Below are 21,358 nucleotides of genomic sequence, written 5' to 3'. Positions count from 1 at the left end.
TGATGTTTCATTCACGCGGAGGTGACTGCCGGCTCACACCCGGCGGGCCGAAGCCCGCATTTCTCCACGGAGATACTTGGACACCGTCGTTGGGCAGCCGGTTGTGTGGCTGGCGGAGAGGGAGGGATTCGAACCCTCGATACAGCTTGAGACCGTATGACGCTTTAGCAAAGCGTTGCCTTCAGCCACTCGGCCACCTCTCCGGTCGCGCCGATATGCCCGACTGGGCGCTGAGCCGCAAGCGGCAGATTCAGATTGCGACAAGGTGATTTAGGGGCAACTCGGCCGCCAGTCAGCCCGGAGCGGGCGCAGAGCCTCTATATAGAGCCGCGATTTGGCGGTGTAGGTCCGCCTGAGTGGAATAAATCGAAGACATAACAATGGGTTAGGTTGAATTTAGCGGAGCCTGCATGCTGCCGGTCGCAAGGCTGTTGAAAACCGGCCGCGCTGGCTCACTCCGCGCTGGTGCCGCGGTGCAGGTCGGCCTCGATCTGCAACCTGGTGCCGCCGCCGAAGCGGGCGCGGTAGACCTGCAGGTTCTCCATGATCCGCTGGACGTAGTTCCGCGTCTCCGAGAACGGAATCAGCTCGACCCAGTCGACCGCGTCGACCTTGGGGTCGCGCGGGTCGCCGTAGCGCTCGATCCACTTCTTCACGCTGCCGCGGCCGGCATTGTAGGCGGCGAAGGTCAGGATGTAGGAGCCGCGATAGTCCTCGAGCAGGCCGCCGAGCTCGGCCGCGCCGAGCATCGCATTGTAGACCGGGTCGGTCTTCATCCGGTTGAGGTCGAAGCCGATGCCGGCGCGCTTGCATACATAGCGCCCGGCGTCCGGCGTCACCTGCATCAGGCCGTAGGCCTGCGCCGGCGACACCACGGCCGGATTGAACGCGCTTTCCTGGCGCGCGATCGCGTAGACGACGCTCTGTTCGACTTCCGGCCCGACCTGGCGGAACGACGGAATGCCGTTCACCGGATAAGCATAGTGGTCGAACGGCAGCCCGCGGTTGAGCGCCGACTTGCCCATCAGCAGCATGCCGCGCGCATCGCCATGGCGTGCGGTGAGCTCGCCGAGACCGGCCAGCGCTTCCGGATCGCCATTATCGCCCATGTCGCCGAAGATCGGGATCGCGAGCTCGCGCGCGTCGATTTCATAGAGCAGTCCGACCGCACGCACGATTTCCAGCCGGTCGGCGCCGCGGCCGCGCGGCGCGCTGTTCAGCTCGATCTGCGGCAGGCCGAGTTTTGCGCGGGCGAGCTGGCCGTAATAGCTGGTGGATTGCTCGGCCGCGCGTGCATAGGCCGCGCGCGCCTCCTGGCCGCGGCCGGCGGCTTCCGCGGCGCGGCCCTGCCAATAGCCGGCACGCGCGAGCGCCGTCGGGTTGGTGCTGCCGACGCCGATCCGCGCGAAATGCTGGGAGGCGAGGGCGGGATCGTTGAGGAAGCGCAGCGCGATCCAGCCCGAGGTGAACTCCTGCTCGGTTTTGTAGATGTCGCGGGCCGGCAGCGCCGCGTCGCGCGCGATCAGATAGGCGGTACGAAACTCGTTGACGTCGATCATCTTGCGCGCCAGCAGGCGGCGCTCGACCCACCATTCGTCGGCATTGTAGAGCCGCGCGGGGTCCTTCGGCGCGCTCAGCATCAGCCGCGCGGCGTCCGTGAACTTCTCCTCGCGGCGGAGCAGCTGGATCTTGGCGAACAGATAGCCGGTGTCGCCGGACAGTTCGCTCGGCACCGCTTCGAGCAGCGCGCGCAGGTTCGAGCCCTTGCGGTTGGCGGCGATGCGCGCCCTGGCGAGCGCCAGATAGCCGGAGCCGAGGCGCTTGGCCTCGCGGATGCCGGCTGCCTCGTTGTCGGTGCCGTAGAGCATCGTATCCATGCGCGCCTTGTGGTCGGCGGCGGTCAGGAACGAGCCAAACATTTCGAGCGCGGTGGTTTCAGTCTCCTCGCTCATCCCGTCATTGCGCCAGGCTTCGCGGACCAGGCGCTCGGCGTTGCCGCGGTCGCCGCGTCCGAGCATGACCTTGGCGAGTGCAAGCCGGCCCTTGGCCGAGACCGGCGATTCATTCTGGAACCAGGCCCAGACCGTCGAGTCGTCGCGATGGTCGTCCCATAGCGAGGCCTCGATGCGGCGGCGCAGGAAGGTCTGCGAGGGCCAACTCGGATTGGCATCGAGGAAGGCGCGGTAGCGCTCGACCGAGGCGCCATTGTCCTCGCTGCGCAGGATCAGCCATTCGGCAAGCTTGCGCGCCACCGGATCGGAGATCGAAGCCTCGGCCTCGGTCGCGTCGGAGGGCCTGCGCTTGCGCAACAGCTCGACGACGCTGGCGAGCGCTTCCTTGTCCGACTGCGACGTCGACGATGTCGCGGCCACCGCCGCAGGCAGCACCGGCTTGCGCGCGATCGGCGCGGCATGCTGGCGGGTTGCCGGAACCAGCGCGGGGGCTGCAGTGCGGGCGGGGGCCGGCTTGTTGGTCGGCAGACTTCCTGTTGCAGCAGGAGTGGCCGGCTTGGATGCTGTGGTCTTGGATGCTGTGGTCTTGGGCGCCGTGCTCTTGGACTCGGTGGTCTTCGGAGCCGCTGCCTTGTGAGTGTCGCTCTTGGAAGCCGTGGCCTTGGAAGCCGCGGCCTTGCCGCCGGTCTTGGCACCGTCGCTCTTGGCCGCGCCGGACTTGGAAGAAGTCGTCTTAGTGGTGTCCGTCTTGGCTGCGCCGTGCTTGGTTTCGCCCTTCTTGGCGTCGCCGGTCTTGGGTGCAGCCGCCTTGGAAGCCGTGGTCTTCGGCGCTGTGGTCTTTGAAGCTGTGTCTTGCGCAGCCGGCTTTGCGGCTGGAGCATCCTCGGCGGCCCGGGCATCGGGCGTGATGGAGGCAAGGCCGATCATGAGCGCCAGGCTCGTCGCCAGCGCCGTCGACCGCAATGTGCCTGCGCGAACGGAACGGATCACAGAAGTCCTCTGCGGCCCCGAATCATCTGGTCGTTTGGGCCATGGGTTCTTATTTGATTGAAAACGTAGACAAAATACTAAGAAGCCTGCCGGTGCGGCTGTTTGCGCCAGCACAACGGCAAAATCGCGGCTGGAAGCGGTTTCGCGCGCCGCGGATTACCGTTGGGAATAGGTACGGTACGGCCCTTTCGCCTGTCGGCCAGACCCGATATGAATTGCCTTTCATGGCGTTTCGCATCAACCGGGTGCCGGTTGCACGGACGTAAAGCACGACAACAACAAGGGTCCGTCGACCTAGCCTTTAGCCTGAAGCGTTTGGAGGAAGTCCATGGCAGCCAAGACAAAATTCCGGGGATCATTCACTGCCTTGGTGACGCCCTTCAAAAACGGCTCGGTCGATGAGGCGGCGTTCCGCGGCCTTGTGAACTGGCAGATCGCCGAGGGCACGCACGGCCTGGTGCCGGTCGGCACCACGGGTGAGAGCCCGACGCTGAGCCACGACGAGCACAAGCGCGTGGTCGAGTGGTGCATCGAGGAGGCCAAGGGCCGGGTGCCGGTGATCGCCGGCGCCGGGTCGAATTCGACCAAGGAGGCGATCGAGCTCGCCGAGCATGCCGAGAAGGCCGGCGCCAACGCGGTGCTGGTGGTGACGCCCTACTACAATAAGCCGACCCAGGAAGGCATGTACCAGCACTTCAAGGCGATCAACGATGCGATCGGCATTCCGATCATCATCTACAACATCCCGCCGCGCTCGGTGATCGACATGTCGGTCGACACCATGAAGCGGCTGTTCGAGCTGAAGAACATCGCCGGCGTCAAGGACGCGACCGCCAGCATGGTGCGGGTCTCGCAGCAGCGCGCCGCGATGGGCGAGGACTTCAACCAGCTGTCCGGCGAGGACGCGACCATCATCGGCTACATGGCGCATGGCGGCCATGGCTGCATCTCGGTCACCTCGAACGTCGCGCCGCGGCTGTGCTCCGAGTTCCAGACCGCCTGGCAGAAGGGCGACGTCGCCACCGCGTTGAAGATCCACGACAAGCTGATGCCGCTGCATACCAACCTGTTCATCGAGAGCAATCCGGCGCCGGTGAAGTATGCGATGTCGCTGCTCGGCAAGCTCGAGGAGAAGCTGCGCCTGCCGATGGTGCCGGTCACCGAATCCACCCGCCAGGCCGTCCGCAGCGCCATGGTGCATGCCGGACTGATCAACTGAGCCGGGACGGTGCTGCCGTAAACAATGCCGTGCGCAATGTCGAACAGAAGGGAATGGGGATGCTGAAGGAATTCCGCGATTTCGCCATGAAAGGCAATGTCGTCGACCTCGCCGTCGGCGTGATCATCGGTGCGGCCTTCGGCGGCATCGTCACGTCATTGGTCAACGACATCATCATGCCGATCGTCGGCATGCTGGGCGGTCTCGACTTCTCCAACTATTTCATCCCGCTCTCCAAGAACGTGGTCGCCACCAACCTCGCCGATGCCAAGAAGCAGGGCGCGGTGCTGGCTTACGGCAGCTTCATCACACTGATCGTGAATTTCATCATCGTCGCGTTCGTGCTGTTCATGGTCATTCGCTCCATGAACCAGTTCAAGCGCAAGGAGGCGGCTGCGCCCGCCGAGCCGCCGAAGCCGTCCGCCGAGGTCGTGCTGCTGACGGAAATCCGCGACCTCCTCAAGAAGAGCTAAAGTGGCCGACAAGAACGAACGCCCAATCAAGGTTGTCGCCGAAAACCGAAAGGCCCGCTTCAACTACGCCATCGAGGACACCATCGAGGCCGGCATTTCGCTGACCGGCACCGAGGTGAAGTCGATCCGCAGCGGCAAGAGCACGATTGCGGAATCCTATGCGGATTCCAAGAACGGTGAGATCTGGCTGATCAACGCCAACATCCCGGAATATCTCCAGGCCAACCGCTTCAACCACGAGCCGAAGCGGCCGCGAAAGCTGCTGCTGCATCGCAAGCAGATCAACAAGCTGCTCGGGGCGGTCGACCGCGAGGGCATGACGCTCATTCCGCTAAAACTGTACTTCAACGAGCGCGGCCGTGCCAAACTGCTGCTCGCGGTCGCCAAGGGCAAGAAGCTGCACGACAAGCGCGAGAGCGAGAAGAAGCGTGACTGGTCCCGCGAAAAGGGCCGCCTGATGCGGGCGCGGGGGTAGCGTTCAAGTCGTCATTGCGATGACGACGGATGGAGATGGGCCGATGAGCCAAGGCAGCCTCACCGACGTCGACTGGAGCAAGATCCCGGCGCCGAAGGACGATGGTGGCGCGGCGCACCTTTCCGGCATGACGATTCCGCCTGTGACGTTGCGAGCGACCAACGACACGTCCGTGACGCTGTCGGCGCTTGCGGGCCGCACCGTGGTGTTCGCCTATCCGCGAACCGGCGAGCCCGGCAAGATCGGGCTGGTCGACGATTGGGACATGATCCCCGGCGCCCGTGGCTGTACGCCGCAGACCTGCGCCTTCCGCGACCTGTTCGCCGACCTGAAGGCGGCCGGTGCCGCCCAGGTGTTCGGACTGTCGACCCAAAGCAATGACTATCAGATCGAGATGGCGTCGCGCCTGCATTTGCCGTTCCCGGTGCTGTCGGACGAAGCGCTCGAACTCACGCACGCGCTGAAGTTGCCGACGATGTCGGTGGCGGGCCTGACCCTGATCAAGCGGCTCGCGCTTGTGATCGACGATGCGCGCATCACGCACGTGTTCTATCCGGTGTTTCCGCCCGACCGGAACGCGAGCGACGTGCTGGAATGGCTGAAGGACAATCCGCGGTAAGGACTAGCTGGAGCGGCCGTCGCAGGGAGCGCTGCTAAAATCTCGAAAACAACCCCATGCAAAGCAGCCGGCGGCGGCCGGCGTTCGGCCAGGCAACTTGACACGTCGGGCAACTCAGGGGTAGTTTTCTATTATTCCGAAAGTCGTGCGCGTCTGTCCCGCTGCATTTGCGGGCTTCGGATAGCGGTTTCGCGAAGCGGATGCCGGAGCAGGCGCTAGCCGAGTTCCTTGCGCACGGTCGCGAACACCTTGCGGAACATGTCGGTTGTCAGCACGCCGGTGTTCGTGTTGTAGCGCGAGCAGTGGTAGCTGTCGTAGAGCTTGTACTTGCCGATGCTATGCACGGCACCATGCACAAACGGCGCCGCGGCCAAGCGAACCCCCAGTGCCTTCAGGGTCGATTCGTGGGCGATGCGCCCCAGCAGCACGATGGCGCGAACGTTCGGCATCGCAGCGATGGTGGCGCTGAGGAACTGCCGGCAGGTGTTGATCTCGGCCGGCAGCGGCTTGTTCTGCGGCGGCACGCAGCGCACCGCGTTGCTGATCCGGGCGTCAACCAGCTTCATGCCGTCGTCCGGGCGCGCCTGATAGACGCCGCTGGCGAAGCCGTATTCGAGCAGGGTGGCGTAGAGCAGGTCGCCGGCATAGTCGCCGGTGAAGGGGCGGCCGGTCCGGTTGGCGCCCTGCATCCCCGGCGCGAGCCCGACGATCAGGAGCCGCGCATTCGGATCACCGAACGATTCCACCGGCGAGTTGAACCAGTCCGGTTGGCGCGCTCGGGTCTCTGCGCGGAAGCCCGCCAACCTTGGGCAGAGCTGACAGTTGCTGTCGGGACGCTGCGGTGCGGCGACGAGGTTACTCGTCGAAATCGTCATCGGCTCCCCGTGGGGCCATGGTGGTCGCGCGCTGCAGGAATTGCGGGGAGTGGTGACGTGGTTCGCGCGGGGCCGGGCGTTCGGACGGATCGCGGCCAAGCTTGGATTGCAGCTCGACGAGGTCGGTGAAGACGTCGGCCTGGCGGCGCAGCTCGTCGGCGATCATCGGCGGCTGGCTGGCAATGGTGGAGATCACGGTGACACGAACGCCGCGGCGCTGCACGGCCTCGACCAGCGAGCGGAAGTCGCCATCGCCGGAAAACAGGATCATCTGGTCGATGTGCTCGGCAAGTTCCATGGCATCGACGGCGAGCTCGATGTCCATATTGCCCTTCACCTTGCGGCGGCCGCTGGCGTCGATGAATTCCTTGGTCGCCTTGGTGACGACGGTGTAGCCGTTGTAGTCGAGCCAGTCGATCAACGGACGGATCGACGAATACTCCTGATCCTCGATGATCGCCGTGTAGTAGAATGCCCGCAGCAGTGTGCCACGACTCTGGAATTCCTTGAGGAGGCGCTTGTAGTCGATGTCGAAGCCGAGCGTCTTTGCGGTTGCGTAAAGATTGGCTCCATCGATGAAGAGCGCGATCTTGTTGGAAACAGGTGACGACATCAAAGTGTTCTCGCGTAGTTGTTAGTGTTCTTAGCGCAACGGCGATCAACCGCGCGCAATTTCCAGCGTTGCTGTCTAAAGTTCAGTGAATCTTTCCCCACGACAATCACCACCGCAATTATGGTGAGGCGAGGGCAAAAAGCCTAGACTTTTGACATTGCAATGAAGAGATTTACTTGTCCGGGACAGCAACCTAGCCATGTCGTCAGACGCTCCGGCCCTTCTGGCCCCGGCAGACCGGGTTATCAGAGCCTGTTGGGAAGGCAAATCACAAATTTTACCTTGCGAAACTGGGGCTAGCCCTATAACTAACCCTCATAACCTACATGTTCGGTCCCTTTTACCACGGAGCGCCTCGAGATGGCTCGCGTCACCGTCGAAGATTGCATTGATAAGGTCGACAATCGTTTCGACCTCGTCCTGTTGGCCGCACATCGCGCCCGGATGATCTCGTCGGGGTCGCAACTCACGGTTGATCGCGACAACGACAAAAACCCGGTCGTCTCGTTGCGCGAGATCGCCGATTCGACGATCTCGCCGGAAGACCTGAAGGAGGAACTGGTACACTCCCTCCAGAAGTTCGTCGAGGTGGACGAGCCCGAGCCGGACACTGTGCCGCTGATCGGTTCCGCCGGCGCCAGCGTCGATGCCGACGACACCGAGGTCGCGGTCGAGCGCATGACCGAGGAAGAACTGCTGAAGGGCCTCGAGGGCCTCGCGCCCCCGGAAGAGCAGCCCGAGGAAGACGAGTAAGCTCGTCGTTCAGCTCCCGGTTTCGTACCGATTTGAAAAAGGCCCGGACATCGCTCCGGGCCTTTGCTTTTGTTGACAATTTTGCTGTTACGGTGCGTCCTATGCGGGCGCGGGAAATTGAATGGTTCCAGGGCCCGCGCGGGGTGCAGCTTCACTCGAAAGCGCACTAGATTGAGCAAGAAGGGACGATCGGGTCCCGCGAGAGGCAGCGAGTTCATGGCGTATCGACGCCGCAGTTCCATCCAGATGCAGGCTGCAACCGAAACGGTCGCGGTGGCGCCGGCGTCGTCCACGGCGGAGAGGCCGGCCAAGCCGCGGACGCGCATGATGCGACAATATGACCTCGTCGAACGCGTCCGTTCTTATAACCCCGACACCAACGAGGACCTGCTCAACCGCGCCTATGTCTACGCCATGAAGGCGCACGGGACGCAGACGCGTGCCTCCGGCGATCCCTATTTCTCGCACCCGCTCGAGGTCGCGGCGATCCTCACCAATCTCAAGCTCGACGATGCCACGATCGTGGCGGCGCTGCTGCACGACACGATCGAGGACACCGAGGCGACGCGGGCCGAGATCGACCACGTGTTCGGCCACGAGATCGGCGCGCTGGTCGAGGGCCTGACCAAACTGAAGCGGCTGGAACTGGTGTCGCGCGAGGCCAAGCAGGCCGAGAATCTGCGCAAGCTGCTGCTGGCGATCGCCGACGACGTTCGCGTGCTGCTGATCAAGCTCGCCGACCGCCTCCACAACATGCGGACCATGGAGTTCATGCCGCCGGCCTCGCGCCGCCGCATCGCCGAGGAGACGCTGGACATCTATGCGCCGCTGGCCGGCCGCATGGGTATGCAGGAGATGCGCGAGGAGCTGGAGGACCTGTCGTTCTTCGTGCTCGATCCCGAGGCTTATGCGGTGGTGAAGCAGCGGCTCGATTCACTGGCCGAGCGCAACCGCAACCTGATCGGCGAGATCGAAACCCAGCTCTCCAAGAACCTGCAGAAGAACGGCATCACGGCGCGGGTGTTCGGCCGCCGCAAGCAGCCGTTTTCGATCTGGACCAAGATGGAGCGCAAGTCGGTCGGCTTCGAGCAGCTGTCCGACATCTACGGCTTCCGCGTCATCCTCGACGATGTCGGCGCCTGCTACCGCGCGCTCGGCATCGTCCACACCACCTGGCCGGTCGTGCCGGGCCGTTTCAAGGACTACATCTCGACCCCGAAGCAGAACGACTATCGGTCGATCCACACCACCGTGATCGGGCCGGGCAAGCAGCGCGTCGAATTGCAGATCCGCACCGAGGAGATGAACCAGATCGCCGAGTTCGGCATTGCCGCGCATGCCTTCTACAAGGAAGGCGCGGGCTCGCCGCATGAGCGGCTGAAGCACGAGTCCAACGCCTTCGCCTGGCTGCGACACACCATCGGCATCCTTTCCGAAAGCAGCAATCCGGAGGAATTCCTCGAGCACACCAAGCTCGAGCTGTTCCACGACCAGGTGTTCTGCTTCACGCCAAAGGGCAAGCTGATCGCGCTGCCGCGCAACGCCAACGTGATCGATTTCGCCTATGCCGTGCACACCGGCGTCGGCAACAGCGCGGTCGGCTGCAAGATCAACGGCAAGTTCGCGCCGCTGTCGTCCGAGTTGCAGAACGGCGACGAGGTCGAGGTCTTGACCTCGAAGGCGCAGTCGGCGCCGCCGTCGGCCTGGGAGGCGCTCGCCCGCACCGGCAAGGCGCGCGCCGCGATCCGGCGTGCCACCCGCGACGCCGTGCGCGACCAGTATGCCGGCCTCGGCCGCCGCATCGTCGACCGCCTGTTTGCCCGCGCCAAGATCGAATATGCCGACGACAAGCTGAAGGGTGCATTGCCCCGGCTCGCGCGCACCTCGATCGAGGAGGTGATGGCCTCGGTCGGACGCGGCGAGATCAAGGCTTCCGACGTCGCGCGCGCGATGTATCCCGACTACAAGGAAGAGCGGCTGGTGCGCTACGGTGCCAAGAAGGGGCTCGCCGCCAAGCTGAAGACGCAGACCCCGCCGCACCCGGCGCGCGCCGCTTCGGTGATCCCGGTGCGCGGCATCAATTCCGATCTGCCGGTGAAGTTCGCGCCGAACGGCGGCGCCGTGCCGGGTGACCGGATCGTCGGCATCGTGACGCCGGGCGAGGGGATCACGATCTACCCGATCCAGTCGCCGGCGCTGAAGGATTTCGAGGAGGAGCCGGAGCGCTGGCTCGACGTGCGCTGGGACATCGACGAGACCATGCCGCAGCGCTTCCCGGCGCGCATCCTGATCCACAATGTCAACGAACCCGGCAGCCTCGCCCAGATCGCGACCGTGATCGCCGAGCACGACGGCAATATCGACAACATCCACATGTCGCGCCAGTCGCCTGACTTCACGGAGCTGACCATCGATCTTGAGGTCTATGACCTCAAGCATCTCCTCGCTATCATCGCGCAGTTGCGCGCCAAGGCCGTTGTCGCAAAGGTCGAGCGCGTCAATGGGTAGGATGGATGCGCCGGCGAGCGGACGCGACGGCGTCCTTTGAACGGTTGCGCCCGCGCATGACAGGCTAGAATTGCAGGTTAGTGAAATGTCAAAGGCTGCTCCGCTCCGTCTTGGTATCAATGTCGATCACGTCGCGACGCTGCGCAATGCACGAGGCGGGGCGCGGCCCGATCCGGTGCGGCTGGCGCTTGCCGCGATCGCGGCCGGCGCCGACGGCATCACCGCGCATCTGCGCGAGGACCGCCGTCATATCCGCGACGAGGACATGGCGCGGCTCAAGGCCGAGATTTCCAAGCCGCTGAATTTCGAGATGGCGGCGACCGACGACATGCTGCGTATCTCGCTCGCGACCAAGCCGCACGCGGTCTGCCTGGTGCCGGAACGGCGCCAGGAACTCACCACCGAAGGCGGCCTCGACGTGGTCGGCCAGCACAATGCGCTGGCGCCGTTCATCGCGCGGCTCAATGACGCGGGCATCCGGGTCTCGCTGTTCATCGCCGCCGATCCCAGGCAGATCGAGATGGCGGCCAAGCTGAAGGCGCCCGTGATCGAGATCCACACCGGCGGCTGGTGCGATGCCGTGGTCGACGGCCACAAGGACAAGGCGGAGGCCGAATGGACGCGCATCGTCGCCGGCGCAAGGCTCGCGCAGGCGGCGGGGCTCGAGGTCCATGCCGGCCACGGGCTCGATTATGAGACCGCGGAGACGATCTCCGCGCTGCCGGAAATCCGCGAGCTCAACATCGGCTATTTCATGATGGGCGAGGCGCTGTTCGTCGGTATTGCGGAGACGGTGCGCGAGATGCGTGCGGCGATGGACCGCGGCCGCGGCAAGGCCGGCGCATGATCATCGGCATCGGCTCCGACCTGATCGACATCACCCGGATCGCGAAGGTGATCGAGCGCCATGGCGAGCGATTCCTCGACCGCATCTTCACCGACGCCGAACGTGCCAAGGCGCTGCGCCGCGCCAACAGCGAGAAGATGGTGGTCGCAACCTACGCCAAGCGCTTCGCCGCCAAGGAGGCCTGCTCCAAGGCGCTCGGCACCGGTATCCGGCGCGGGGTGTGGTGGAAGGACATGGGGGTGGTGAACCTGCCGGGAGGGCGGCCGTCCATGCACCTGACCGGCGGCGCGCTGGCCCGGCTCCAGGAACTGACGCCCGAGGGCATGCAGGCGCAGATCGACCTTTCGATCACCGACGACTGGCCGCTGGCGCAGGCCTTCGTCATAATTTCGGCGGTTGCCCCGGCCAGATGAGCGCGCGGCGCCGGAATCTGCCAGAAAACTTCAGCAAACTAAAAAATCATTGACATTTCAATGAATTGCGAAGTTTTGAGGCGGCGATTGATTGCGCCCCTGCGAACAACCGTCTAAAACGCCGCAGGGTATATCGAGCGAGACGCGGATTTCGGGTTTACGCCGGAATTTGCCCTCAAGATCAGAATCAAGGCCATTTTCCTCACGCGGGGGGCGAACGCCTCGCGTGGAGAGAACGTTCTGCCACCGCGTGGGCATCAGGGCCTGCGGGAATTGGGAAAGCAATGAGCGCGACCACCGGGACCAAATCTGAGAGCGGCTTGGGCGAAACCATCCGCGTCGTCATCCATGCCCTTCTGATCGCGCTTGTCATCCGCACGTTCCTGTTCCAGCCGTTCAACATCCCCTCCGGGTCGATGAAGGCGACGCTGCTGGTCGGCGACTATCTGTTCGTCTCGAAATATTCGTATGGCTACAGCCACTATTCGATCCCGTTCTCGCCGAACATTTTCTCGGGCCGCATCTTCGGCTCGGAGCCGAACCGCGGCGACATCGTGGTGTTTCGCCTGCCGCGCGATGACTCCACCGACTACATCAAGCGCGTCATCGGCCTGCCGGGCGACCGCATCGAGGTGAGGGGCGGGCTGCTCTACATCAACGATGAGCCGATCAAGCGCGAGCGGCTGAGCGATTTCGTCGGCGAGGACCCCTGTGGCTCGGCGGATGCCACCGCCCGGGTCAAGCGCTGGAAGGAAACGCTGCCGAACGGCGTCAGCTACGAGACGCTGGACTGCACCGACAACAGCTACATGGACAACACCATCGTCTACACCGTTCCGCCCGGGCATTTCTTCATGATGGGCGACAACCGCGACAACTCCACCGACAGCCGCTTCCTGTCGCAGGTCGGCTACGTGCCGTTCGAGAACATCATCGGGCGGGCCCAGATGATCTTCTTCTCGATCGCCGAGGGTGAGCAGGCCTGGATGGTCTGGCGCTGGCCGTTCGCGGTGCGGTGGAATCGCCTATTCTCCATCGTGCGATGAACGACGATACCGCAGCCATCAACGATCAAGCGCCGACCGGCGAGCCGAGCCCGACGCCTGCCGCCGAAAGCACAGCCGCGCCGAAGAAGCGGCGCAGCAAGGCTGCGAAGGCGGCTGAAGAGAAGGCGGCGATCGCCGGCACCGAGGCGCGTATCGGCTATACGTTCTCGGACGCCGCGCTGCTGACCACCGCGTTCACCCACGTCTCCGCGCTGAAGCCCGCCACTCGCAACCGCGCCGACAGCTACCAGCGGCTGGAATTCCTCGGCGACCACGTGCTCGGGCTGATCGTGTCGGACATGCTGTTCCGGGCGTTCCCGAAGGCCGACGAGGGTGAATTGTCGAAGCGGCTCGCGGACCTCGTGCGCAAGGAGAGCTGCGCCGACGTCGCCAAGTCGCTCGGGCTGCTCGAGGACATCAAGCTCGGCATGGTGAAGGCGGTCGAGGGCGCGCGGCTGCGCAAGTCCGTGCTCGGCGACATCTGCGAGGCGGTGATCGGGGCGATCTTCCTCGACGGTGGCTACGAAGCCGCGCGCCAGTTCGTCGAGCGCAACTGGACCGAGCGCATGCACAAGCTGCGCCGGCCGCTGCGCGATCCCAAGACCGTGTTGCAGGAATGGGCGCAGGGCAAGGGATTGCCTACACCGGTTTATCGCGAGGTCGAACGCACCGGCCCGCACCACGATCCGCAATTCCGCGTTGCAGTCGACTTGCCGGGCCTCGCCTCCGCCGAGGGCCTTGGCGGCAACAAGCGCGCGGCAGAGAAGGCAGCAGCATCCGCGATGATCGAGCGTGAAGGCGTCGGTACCAATGACTGACGAAGCCAAAGGGCAGGGGGACGCGACGCGCTGTGGCTTCGTCGCGCTGATCGGCGCCCCCAATGTCGGCAAGTCGACGCTGGTCAACGCGCTGGTGGGCTCCAAGGTCACCATCGTGTCGCGCAAGGTGCAGACCACGCGCGCGCTGATCCGCGGCATCGTGATCGAGGGCAACGCGCAGATCATCCTGGTCGACACCCCCGGCATCTTCGCCCCGCGGCGCCGGCTCGACCGCGCCATGGTGTCGACCGCCTGGAGCGGCGCCCATGACGCCGATCTGGTCTGCGTGCTGCTCGACGCCAAGTCGGGCATCGACGAGGAGGCCAACGCGATCCTGGCCAAGCTCGAGACCGTCGCGCATCCGAAGATCCTGGTGCTGAACAAGGTCGACCTCGTGCAGCGCGAGAAGCTGCTGGCGCTGGCGCAGGCCGCCAACGAGCGGATGCGCTTCGAGCACACCTTCATGATCTCGGCGCTGTCGGGCGATGGCGTCGACGATCTGCGCCAGACGCTGGCCAAGATGGTGCCCGCCGGGCCATTCCACTATCCCGAGGACCAGATGTCGGATGCGCCGATGCGGCATCTGGCGGCCGAGATCACCCGCGAGAAGATCTACAGCCACCTGCATCAGGAATTGCCGTATCAGTCGACGGTCGAGACCGACAGCTGGACCGACCGCAAGGACAAGTCGATCCGGATCGAGCAGACGATCTTCGTCGAGCGCGAGAGTCAGCGCAAGATCGTGCTCGGCAAGGGCGGCGCCACCATCAAGTCGATCGGCGCGCAGGCCCGCGCCGAGATTGCCGAGATCATGGGCGTGCCGGTGCATTTGTTCCTGTTCGTCAAGGTGCGCGAGAACTGGGGCGACGATCCCGACCGTTACAAGGAAATGGGACTGGACTTCCCCAAGGAATAAGAACCGGTCGCAATGAACGTGCCCAGGAACGTGCTGTGGTTTGAGGTGCTGCTCTATCTGTCGCTGACGCTCGACGCGTTGTCGGTCGCGTTCCAGGACCGCACGCCGACCCTCGAGAGAACCGAGCAGATGATCACGGGCGAGACCCTGACGGCCGGCTGCATGATCCTGCTGCTGGTGTATTTCGTCCGGCTCGCCGCGCAGCACCGCAAGAACTGGCCGCGCTGGGTGCTGGCCGCGATGCTGGTGATATCGGTGCTGTCATTGGCCCAGGTGATCGGCGACAGAGGCCTGGAGCTGGACAGCGCCATCGAGGTGGTGTCGTGCATCCTGACCACGGCCGGGCTGTATTATTCCTTCACCGGCGACGCCCAGGGCTGGTTCAACGCGTAGGGGCTCGTCGTTATCCCGGGCTTGCGCTTCGCTTCGCTCTGGATGTCGCGTCTGGCCGCTGCGCGCATCTTCGGAATCCTGCTAGACTTCACACATGGAGTGGACCGACGAAGGCATCGTGCTGGGCGTGCGGCGGCATGGCGAATCCTCCGCCATCGTCGAGCTCCTGACGCGCGAGCATGGCCGCCATCTCGGCCTCGTGCGCGGCGGTGCCAGTTCGCGGATGCGGCCGCTGCTGCAGCCCGGCAACAGCGTCACCGCGGTCTGGCGGGCGCGGCTCGACGAGCATCTCGGCATGTACACGCTGGAGGGGACGCGGCTGCGGGCGGCGACGCTGCTTGCCTCGTCGCATGCCGTCTACGGCGTCACGCATCTGGCTGCGCTGGCCCGGCTGCTGCCGGAGCGCGATCCGCATGAAGACATCTACGCGATGCTGGAGGGGACGCTCGACGATTTCGACGACGCGGGCGTTGCCGCCGTGCACCTGATCCGGTTCGAGCTCGCGATGCTGACCGAGCTCGGCTTCGGGCTCGATCTGGAGAACTGCGCGGCCACCGGGGAGACCACCGACCTGATCTATGTGTCGCCGAAGTCCGGCGGCGCGGTGTCGCGGGCCGCGGGCGAGCCGTGGCGCGACCGGCTGTTGCCGTTGCCGGCGTTCCTGCGCGAAGGCGAGGGAGGCGCCAACAGCTGGTCGGAGCAGGATCTGCGCGACGGCTTTGCGATCACGGGCCTGTTCCTGCTCCGCCACGTGCTGGAGCCCCGCGGCCAGGGCCATTCCGACGCCCGCGACGGGTTCATCAACGCCGTGGCCAGACGGCGAAGCCGACTGGCCGGGACATGAAGCGCTGACATTCCCGCGCCCCTGTCATGCAGCAGGGAACGAAATCGCCTCCTGGCGCGTTCCGCACCGTGGTTCCATCGAAGGGCGACCGATGTTTCTGCGGGGAATTGTCATTTCGGCGGCGTTGCTGACGCTGGCGCCGGACGCCAATGCCGGCGAGCAGGGGAGCGTCCTGCGACGCGTCTCCTGCACCGTGGTTCGCTATTACGTCGCGCGATATTCGGCCGCCGCGGCCGAAAGCTGGGCGAGAGCCCATGGCGCAACCGACGCCGAGATCGATACCGCCCGCCATTGCCTCAAGGAAGCGCCGGTGAGGACCGTGCGGACGGCCAACCAGACCGCGCAATAATTGCGCGAATCAGGTGAATCCGTGCGCGTTTGGCGTGATTCGCGGCTTGCCCGATTCAGCGCAAAAGTTTAACGCCTCCCCATGGGAAAGCGACAGACCCCGCCGGAAAAGCCGGCCGAAATTCACGAGGTGCCGCTGCGTGATGCGCTCGAGGAGCGCTATCTCGCCTATGCGCTCTCGACCATCATGCATCGTGCGCTGCCGGATGCCCGCGACGGGCTGAAGCCGGTGCACCGGCGCATCCTCTACGGCATGGACCTGCTCGGGCTCGACCCGCGCGCGGCATTCAAGAAATCGGCGAAGATCGTCGGCGACGTGATGGGCTCGTTCCATCCGCACGGCGACCAGGCGATCTATGACGCCATGGTGCGCCTGGCGCAGGATTTCTCCTCGCGCTACCCGCTGGTCGACGGCCAGGGCAATTTCGGCAATATCGACGGCGATAATCCGGCCGCCTACCGCTACACCGAAGCGCGCATGACCGAAGTCGCGCGGCTGTTGCTCGACGGCATCGACGAGGACGGCGTCGAGTTTCGCCTCAACTACGATGGCCAGTCGAAAGAGCCGGTGGTGCTGCCGGGCGGCTTCCCGAACCTGCTCGCCAACGGCGCGCAGGGCATCGCGGTCGGCATGGCGACCTCGATCCCGCCGCACAACGCCGCCGAGCTCTGCGACGCCGCGCTGCATCTGATCGAGAAGCCCGACGCCAAGTCGAAGGCGCTGCTGAAATGGGTCAAGGGGCCGGACTTCCCGACCGGCGGCATCGTCGTCGATTCCAAGGAATCGATCATCGAGGCCTACACCACGGGACGCGGCTCGTTTCGCACCCGCTCGCGCTGGACCCAGGAGGAGGGCGCGCGCGGCACCTGGGTGGTGGTCGTCACCGAGATCCCGTGGCTGGTGCAGAAGTCGCGGATCGTCGAGAAGATCGCCGAGCTGATCAACGAGAAGAAGCTGCCGCTGGTCGCCGACGTCCGCGACGAGTCGGCCGAGGATGTGCGGCTCGTGATCGAGCCGAAATCGCGCACCGTCGATCCGGCGCTGATGATGGAGTCGCTGTTCCGGCTGACCGAGCTGGAAAGCAAGATCTCGCTGAACCTCAACGTGCTGATCAAGGGCCGCATCCCGAAGGTGGTCGGCCTTGCCGAGTGCCTGCGCGAATGGCTCGACCATCTGCGCGACGTGCTGGTCCGCCGCTCCAACTTCCGCAAGACCCAGATCGAGCACCGGCTCGAAGTGCTGGGCGGCCATCTCGTCGCCTATCTGAACCTCGACAAGGTGATCAAGATCATCCGCACCGAGGACGAGCCGAAGCCGGTCCTGATCAAGACCTTCAAGCTCACCGAGATCCAGGCCGAAGCCATTCTCAACATGCGCCTGCGCAACTTGCGCCGCCTGGAGGAGATGGAGATCCGCACCGAGGATAAGGATCTGCGCAAGGAGCTGAAGGGCATCGAGGGGCTGCTCGGCTCCGAGACCGAGCAGTGGGCCAAGGTCGGCGAGCAGGTCCGCAAGGTCCGCGACATCTTCGGACCGAAGACGCCGCTCGGCAAGCGCCGCACCACTTTCGCCGATGCGCCCGAGCATGACCTCGCCGCGATCGAGGAAGCGCTGGTCGAGCGCGAGCCGTGCACCGTCGTGATCTCCGAGAAGGGCTGGGTGCGGACGCTGAAGGGCCATGTCGAGGATCTCTCGGGGCTTGCCTTCAAGACCGACGACAAGCTCGAGCACTCGTTCTTCGCCGAGACCACCTCGAAGCTGCTGCTGTTCGCGACCAACGGCAAGTTCTACTCGCTCGACGTGGCAAAGCTGCCGGGCGGCCGCGGCCATGGCGAGCCGATCCGCATGTTCATCGACCTCGAGCAGGACGCCGCGATCATTTCGCTGTTCGTCAACAAGGGCGAGCGCAAGTTTCTGATCGCGAGCAGCGAGGGGCAGGGCTTCGTCGTCAAGGAAGAGGACTGCGTCGGCAACACCCGCAAGGGCAAGCAGGTGCTCAATGTCGAGATGCCGAACGAGGCCCGCGCGATCACCACGGTGAACGGCGACACCGTGGCGGTGATCGGCACCAACCACAAGATGGTGCTGTTCGGTCTCGACCAGGTCCCGGAGATGGCGCGCGGCCGCGGCGTGCGGCTGCAGAAATACACCAGCTCGGAGCTCTCCGACGTTGCAGTGTTCGACTCCAAGGCCGGTCTGACCTGGAAGGACTCCGCCGGCCGCGAGCACAGCATGACCATGAAGGAACTGGCCGACTGGCGCGGCAACCGCGCCGACGCCGGCCGGCTCGCCCATGGCCTGCCGAAGTCGAACAAGTTCAATCGCGGCGTGGATTAACGCTGCGTAGGGCGGGTTGGGCGCAAGCCGTAACCCGCCGTTCTTGTCGCCGCGCGGTGTGATAGTATCCAGATTTCGCCGCGCTATAACCGTCGCCGACGAATTCGGGCGACGGTTGCCATGGCGCATAATCACGATCATGACCACGACCACGGTGGTCATTCCCACAGCGGGCACTCCCACGGCGGACACTCCCACGCGGGACATTCGCACGCGGGACATACCCATGCCGGGCACAGCCACGCGCCCGCCAGCTTCGGCACGGCCTTCGCGATCGGTGCCTCGCTCAACACCGCCTTCGTCATCGCGGAACTGATCTTCGGCTATTCCGCCAACTCGCTCGCCCTTGTCTCCGACGCCGTTCACAATCTCTCCGACGTCATCGCGCTGCTGCTGGCCTGGGCCGGCGCGTGGCTCGCCGGCCGCCGCCCGACCGACACCCACACCTATGGTTACCGTCGTGCCTCGATCCTGGCGGCGCTGTTCAATGCCGGGCTGTTGCTGATCGCGGTCGGCGGCATCGCGGTCGAGGCGATCAACCGCTTCCGCGAACCTGCGGAGGTCGCAAGCTGGACCGTGGTCTGGGTCGCGGCGCTCGGCATCCTGATCAATGGCGGCACCGCGCTGTTGTTCATGCGCGGCCGCGACAGCGACCTCAACGTCCGCGGCGCCTATCTGCACATGGCGGCCGATGCCGGCGTCTCGTTCGGCGTCGTGATCGCCGCGCTCTTGATCATGGCGACCGGCTGGCAGTGGCTCGATCCGGCGATCAGCCTCGCCATCGCGGTGGTCGTGCTGCTGAGCGGCTGGGAGCTTGCCCGCGACAGCGTCAACCTCGCGCTCGATGCGGTGCCCAAGGGTATCGACCTCAAGCGGGTGAGGGACTATCTCGCCGCGCTCGAGGGCGTCACCGAGGTGCACGACCTGCACATCTGGGCGATGAGCACCAGCGAGACCGCGTTGACCGCGCATCTGGTGCGGCCCGGCGGCCACGACGACGTGTTCCTGCATCACGTCTGCGCCGAGCTTTCGGAGCGGTTCAGCATTCATCACGCGACGCTGCAGGTCGAGATCAGCAGCGAGACCTGCCGCCTGGCGCCCGCGGAAACGGTCTAGGCTGCGGCACGCGCTCGCATTCAATTGATCGATTGCCTCATGCCGGCCTCTTCCGCGGTTGCGGACGAGACGGCACATTGCGGCTGCGCGCGCTGCAATAGCCGGCTCGATCAATGGAGGGCAACGTGAAGAAGGCAATCGGTCTTGCATTGTCGCTCTGGGTCGCGGGCGCGGTGCTGCCCGCGGACGCCCAGCCGGCGAAACCGGGCGTCGAGCGGCTCTATATCCTCAACTGCGGCGAGGGCGTTGCGGGCGATATTTCGCGCTGGTCGCCCGGCGTCAATGAAGGCAAGTCGATGGACTTCGTCGACAATTGCTACCTGATCAAGCATGCGCAGGGCTGGTTCCTGTGGGACACCGGCATTCCCGACGCGGTGGCTGCGATGCCGAACGGCCTTGCGCCGGCCGATCCCAAGGCGATCACGTGGCGACGGCCGAAGACGCTCGCCGCGCAGCTCGACCAGCTCGGGGTCAAGCCGTCGGACATCAAGGCGATCGCCGTCTCGCACACCCATCCCGATCATATCGGCAATGTCGAGCTGTTTCCGGCCGCGATGCTGTATGTGCAGAAGGCGGAGTATGAATGGCCGGGCGTCAACAACGCGCCACGCTTCAAGCCCGAGCATCCCGTCACCAAGCTCGAGGGTGATCGCGACGTGTTCGGCGACGGCAGCGTCACGATTTTGTCGACACCGGGCCACACGCCCGGCCACCAGTCGCTGCTGGTGAAGCTGCCGAAGACCGGCGCGCTCGTGCTGACCGGCGACGCCGTTCACTTCAAGGACAATTGGGACAATCGACGCGTACCGAGCCTGAACGCCAGCAAGGAGCAGACGCTGGCCTCGATGCAGAAGATCGCCGACACGCTGACGAAGGAGAAGGCGCAGCTCTGGATCAACCACGACAAGGTGCAGCGTGACGGACTGAAGATGTCGCCGGAGTTCTACGACTGAGCGGCCTTGGCGGCACTCGCCTTCGACCAGCCTCGAAAAATCTGTGCGGTCTCCTCGTCCATCGGAAAGAGGCTCTCGATCCGCAGTTCCTGCAACGTGACGTCCTGCGGCGTCCCCAGCGTCGCGATCGTGGTGAACAGCTGCAGGCGCGTGTCGCCCTTGCGGAACAGCATCGGCAGCACCGGTCCGGATGTTGAGGGTGGCGCAGTCAACGCGGCCTCGACGCCGTCATAGGCGAGCAGGCGCCTGAGCAATTCGGCCGTCGCCGACGTGCCGTCGGCGGCCGCATCGGCCTCGACGCTGCGGATGAAGTAGCCGGCGACCTCGGTCCAGTTGGTGAGGTGGGGCCGCAGCACGCCGGGCGCGACCAGCGCGTCGGCGAGATTGACCGGTGTGCCGGGCGCCAGCGGCCCGACCAGGAATTCCACCAGCCGCACCGCGCCCGCATTGGCGAGCAGCAGATTCCAGTGCCGGTCGACCACGACCGCAGGGAACGGCTCCTGCTGCGCCAGGATGAAATCCAGCGCGTGGCGGATCTGGACGAGCTCGGGCGCGGCAAGGTCGGTTTGCCGCCATACCGGCGCGAAGCCGGCCGCGACCAGCAGCGCGTTCTGCTGCCGCAGCGGCACATCGAGCGCCGCGGCAAGCCGGATCACCATGTCCCGGCTCGGCGCGGCGCGGCCGAGCTCGAGGAAGCTCAGATGGCGCTGCGAGATATCGGCGCGCCCGGCGAGCTCCAGTTGCGAGTGGCCCTTGCGTTGGCGCCACCAGCGCAGGCTGGCTGCAAAATCGCGCTGCGACATGAGTACCTGTCAGGTAGTTGCCGAAACGGTCTCGCCGGGCAAGATG

21 protein-coding genes and 1 tRNA gene are annotated in these 21,358 nt (G+C 65.0%); 17 read left to right on the top strand and 5 right to left on the bottom strand.

The genetic code is table 11. The features are described 5' to 3' along the window. Positions 1-110: 110 nt before the first annotated feature. Both CK489_RS30620 and CK489_RS30615 read right to left on the bottom strand, forming a co-directional pair. Positions 111-203, bottom strand: a tRNA-Ser gene (locus tag CK489_RS30620). 249 nt (positions 204-452) lie between these two features. Beyond that, on the bottom strand, positions 453-2,879 hold the full coding sequence (locus CK489_RS30615) for a transglycosylase SLT domain-containing protein (RefSeq protein WP_095735190.1): 2,427 nt from the start codon (positions 2,877-2,879) through the stop codon (positions 453-455). A gap of 391 nt (positions 2,880-3,270) precedes the next feature. On the opposite strand from CK489_RS30615, the gene dapA reads away from it, so the two are divergent. Genes dapA through CK489_RS30595 form a run of 4 tightly spaced genes read left to right on the top strand, consistent with a single transcriptional unit; the run spans position 3,271 to position 5,728 of the window. Further along, positions 3,271-4,161, top strand: coding sequence for a 4-hydroxy-tetrahydrodipicolinate synthase (gene dapA, locus CK489_RS30610; RefSeq protein ID WP_095734956.1), 891 nt, complete (start codon positions 3,271-3,273; stop codon positions 4,159-4,161). A 59-nt stretch (positions 4,162-4,220) separates the two neighbouring features. Beyond that, entirely contained in the window at positions 4,221-4,634 is a 414-nt protein-coding gene (gene mscL / locus CK489_RS30605; RefSeq protein WP_050627484.1) for a large conductance mechanosensitive channel protein MscL, read from the top strand. A gap of 1 nt (position 4,635) precedes the next feature. Then, positions 4,636-5,109 (top strand): SsrA-binding protein SmpB, encoded by a 474-nt coding sequence (gene smpB, locus CK489_RS30600; protein WP_050627425.1) that lies wholly within the window; start codon positions 4,636-4,638, stop codon positions 5,107-5,109. Between the two features lie 43 nt (positions 5,110-5,152). Further along, positions 5,153-5,728: a peroxiredoxin gene (locus tag CK489_RS30595; protein ID WP_095734955.1), complete on the top strand. Its 576-nt coding sequence runs from the start codon at positions 5,153-5,155 to the stop codon at positions 5,726-5,728. 215 nt (positions 5,729-5,943) lie between these two features. Here the strand turns inward: CK489_RS30595 and CK489_RS30590 are convergent, their stop codons facing one another. Further along, complete coding sequence (locus tag CK489_RS30590) at positions 5,944-6,603, bottom strand: uracil-DNA glycosylase (protein WP_050627423.1); 660 nt, start codon at positions 6,601-6,603, stop codon at positions 5,944-5,946. Further along, on the bottom strand, positions 6,584-7,216 hold the full coding sequence (locus CK489_RS30585; protein ID WP_016844002.1) for a LabA-like NYN domain-containing protein: 633 nt from the start codon (positions 7,214-7,216) through the stop codon (positions 6,584-6,586). The genes CK489_RS30590 and CK489_RS30585 overlap by 20 nt, the downstream gene beginning before the upstream one ends. A gap of 360 nt (positions 7,217-7,576) precedes the next feature. Here CK489_RS30585 and rpoZ point away from each other — a divergent pair, with 360 nt between their 5' ends. The 13 genes from rpoZ to CK489_RS30520 all read left to right on the top strand — a co-directional run bounded on the left by rpoZ (position 7,577) and on the right by CK489_RS30520 (position 20,509). Continuing rightward, positions 7,577-7,969 (top strand): DNA-directed RNA polymerase subunit omega, encoded by a 393-nt coding sequence (rpoZ, locus tag CK489_RS30580; protein ID WP_016844003.1) that lies wholly within the window; start codon positions 7,577-7,579, stop codon positions 7,967-7,969. A 216-nt stretch (positions 7,970-8,185) separates the two neighbouring features. Further along, positions 8,186-10,477, top strand: coding sequence for a RelA/SpoT family protein (locus tag CK489_RS30575; RefSeq protein ID WP_095734954.1), 2,292 nt, complete (start codon positions 8,186-8,188; stop codon positions 10,475-10,477). An 85-nt stretch (positions 10,478-10,562) separates the two neighbouring features. Beyond that, the gene (locus CK489_RS30570; RefSeq protein WP_050627422.1) at positions 10,563-11,324 is read left to right on the top strand and encodes a pyridoxine 5'-phosphate synthase; all 762 of its coding nucleotides are present in this window, start codon (positions 10,563-10,565) and stop codon (positions 11,322-11,324) included. Then, on the top strand, positions 11,321-11,737 hold the full coding sequence (gene acpS, locus CK489_RS30565; RefSeq protein WP_050627421.1) for a holo-ACP synthase: 417 nt from the start codon (positions 11,321-11,323) through the stop codon (positions 11,735-11,737). The genes CK489_RS30570 and acpS overlap by 4 nt, the downstream gene beginning before the upstream one ends. A 284-nt stretch (positions 11,738-12,021) precedes the next feature. Next, positions 12,022-12,783, top strand: a complete 762-nt coding sequence (gene lepB, locus CK489_RS30560) for a signal peptidase I (RefSeq protein ID WP_050627420.1) — start codon at positions 12,022-12,024, stop codon at positions 12,781-12,783. Next, positions 12,780-13,601 carry a ribonuclease III gene (gene rnc, locus CK489_RS30555; RefSeq protein WP_050627419.1) on the top strand — a complete coding sequence of 274 codons (822 nt, stop codon included), beginning with the start codon at positions 12,780-12,782 and terminating at the stop codon, positions 13,599-13,601. Before lepB ends, rnc begins: the two co-directional genes overlap by 4 nt. Next, positions 13,594-14,517, top strand: coding sequence for a GTPase Era (gene era / locus CK489_RS30550; protein WP_050627418.1), 924 nt, complete (start codon positions 13,594-13,596; stop codon positions 14,515-14,517). Before rnc ends, era begins: the two co-directional genes overlap by 8 nt. A gap of 12 nt (positions 14,518-14,529) precedes the next feature. After that, positions 14,530-14,910, top strand: a complete 381-nt coding sequence (locus CK489_RS30545) for a cyclin family protein (protein WP_050627417.1) — start codon at positions 14,530-14,532, stop codon at positions 14,908-14,910. A gap of 94 nt (positions 14,911-15,004) precedes the next feature. Beyond that, a complete protein-coding gene (gene recO, locus CK489_RS30540; RefSeq protein WP_095734953.1) occupies positions 15,005-15,754 on the top strand; it encodes a DNA repair protein RecO in 750 nt (249 codons plus the stop codon). Between the two features lie 91 nt (positions 15,755-15,845). Next, positions 15,846-16,103 (top strand): hypothetical protein, encoded by a 258-nt coding sequence (locus tag CK489_RS30535; RefSeq protein ID WP_050627415.1) that lies wholly within the window; start codon positions 15,846-15,848, stop codon positions 16,101-16,103. 81 nt (positions 16,104-16,184) lie between these two features. Beyond that, the gene (gene parC, locus CK489_RS30530) at positions 16,185-18,440 is read left to right on the top strand and encodes a DNA topoisomerase IV subunit A (RefSeq protein WP_095734952.1); all 2,256 of its coding nucleotides are present in this window, start codon (positions 16,185-16,187) and stop codon (positions 18,438-18,440) included. 120 nt (positions 18,441-18,560) lie between these two features. After that, positions 18,561-19,556 (top strand): cation diffusion facilitator family transporter, encoded by a 996-nt coding sequence (locus CK489_RS30525; protein WP_095734951.1) that lies wholly within the window; start codon positions 18,561-18,563, stop codon positions 19,554-19,556. A 113-nt stretch (positions 19,557-19,669) separates the two neighbouring features. After that, positions 19,670-20,509 carry an N-acyl homoserine lactonase family protein gene (locus CK489_RS30520; protein WP_095734950.1) on the top strand — a complete coding sequence of 280 codons (840 nt, stop codon included), beginning with the start codon at positions 19,670-19,672 and terminating at the stop codon, positions 20,507-20,509. Here CK489_RS30520 and CK489_RS30515 read toward each other — a convergent pair. After that, complete coding sequence (locus CK489_RS30515; protein WP_095734949.1) at positions 20,500-21,312, bottom strand: helix-turn-helix domain-containing protein; 813 nt, start codon at positions 21,310-21,312, stop codon at positions 20,500-20,502. The two genes, CK489_RS30520 and CK489_RS30515, sit on opposite strands and share 10 nt — an antisense overlap. Between the last annotated feature and the right edge of the window lie 46 nt (positions 21,313-21,358).

The organism is Bradyrhizobium sp. UFLA03-84, assembly GCF_002289535.1.
GTDB lineage: Bacteria > Pseudomonadota > Alphaproteobacteria > Rhizobiales > Xanthobacteraceae > Bradyrhizobium > Bradyrhizobium viridifuturi.
This window is presented reverse-complemented; position numbering and strand designations above follow the sequence as displayed.

Excerpts from the sequence above, each read along its gene's own strand:
- CK489_RS30615 (WP_095735190.1), bottom strand. The coding sequence starts at position 2,879 with ATGATCGGCCTTGCCTCCATCACGCCCGATGCCCGGGCCGCCGAGGAT.
- dapA (WP_095734956.1), top strand. The coding sequence starts at position 3,271 with ATGGCAGCCAAGACAAAATTCCGGGGATCATTCACTGCCTTGGTGACG.
- mscL (WP_050627484.1), top strand. The coding sequence starts at position 4,221 with ATGCTGAAGGAATTCCGCGATTTCGCCATGAAAGGCAATGTCGTCGAC.
- CK489_RS30595 (WP_095734955.1), top strand. The coding sequence starts at position 5,153 with ATGAGCCAAGGCAGCCTCACCGACGTCGACTGGAGCAAGATCCCGGCG.
- CK489_RS30590 (WP_050627423.1), bottom strand. The coding sequence starts at position 6,603 with ATGACGATTTCGACGAGTAACCTCGTCGCCGCACCGCAGCGTCCCGAC.
- CK489_RS30585 (WP_016844002.1), bottom strand. The coding sequence starts at position 7,216 with ATGTCGTCACCTGTTTCCAACAAGATCGCGCTCTTCATCGATGGAGCC.
- rpoZ (WP_016844003.1), top strand. The coding sequence starts at position 7,577 with ATGGCTCGCGTCACCGTCGAAGATTGCATTGATAAGGTCGACAATCGT.
- CK489_RS30575 (WP_095734954.1), top strand. The coding sequence starts at position 8,186 with ATGGCGTATCGACGCCGCAGTTCCATCCAGATGCAGGCTGCAACCGAA.
- CK489_RS30570 (WP_050627422.1), top strand. The coding sequence starts at position 10,563 with ATGTCAAAGGCTGCTCCGCTCCGTCTTGGTATCAATGTCGATCACGTC.
- acpS (WP_050627421.1), top strand. The coding sequence starts at position 11,321 with ATGATCATCGGCATCGGCTCCGACCTGATCGACATCACCCGGATCGCG.
- lepB (WP_050627420.1), top strand. The coding sequence starts at position 12,022 with ATGAGCGCGACCACCGGGACCAAATCTGAGAGCGGCTTGGGCGAAACC.
- rnc (WP_050627419.1), top strand. The coding sequence starts at position 12,780 with ATGAACGACGATACCGCAGCCATCAACGATCAAGCGCCGACCGGCGAG.
- era (WP_050627418.1), top strand. The coding sequence starts at position 13,594 with ATGACTGACGAAGCCAAAGGGCAGGGGGACGCGACGCGCTGTGGCTTC.
- CK489_RS30545 (WP_050627417.1), top strand. The coding sequence starts at position 14,530 with ATGAACGTGCCCAGGAACGTGCTGTGGTTTGAGGTGCTGCTCTATCTG.
- recO (WP_095734953.1), top strand. The coding sequence starts at position 15,005 with ATGGAGTGGACCGACGAAGGCATCGTGCTGGGCGTGCGGCGGCATGGC.
- CK489_RS30535 (WP_050627415.1), top strand. The coding sequence starts at position 15,846 with ATGTTTCTGCGGGGAATTGTCATTTCGGCGGCGTTGCTGACGCTGGCG.
- parC (WP_095734952.1), top strand. The coding sequence starts at position 16,185 with ATGGGAAAGCGACAGACCCCGCCGGAAAAGCCGGCCGAAATTCACGAG.
- CK489_RS30525 (WP_095734951.1), top strand. The coding sequence starts at position 18,561 with ATGGCGCATAATCACGATCATGACCACGACCACGGTGGTCATTCCCAC.
- CK489_RS30520 (WP_095734950.1), top strand. The coding sequence starts at position 19,670 with ATGGAGGGCAACGTGAAGAAGGCAATCGGTCTTGCATTGTCGCTCTGG.
- CK489_RS30515 (WP_095734949.1), bottom strand. The coding sequence starts at position 21,312 with ATGTCGCAGCGCGATTTTGCAGCCAGCCTGCGCTGGTGGCGCCAACGC.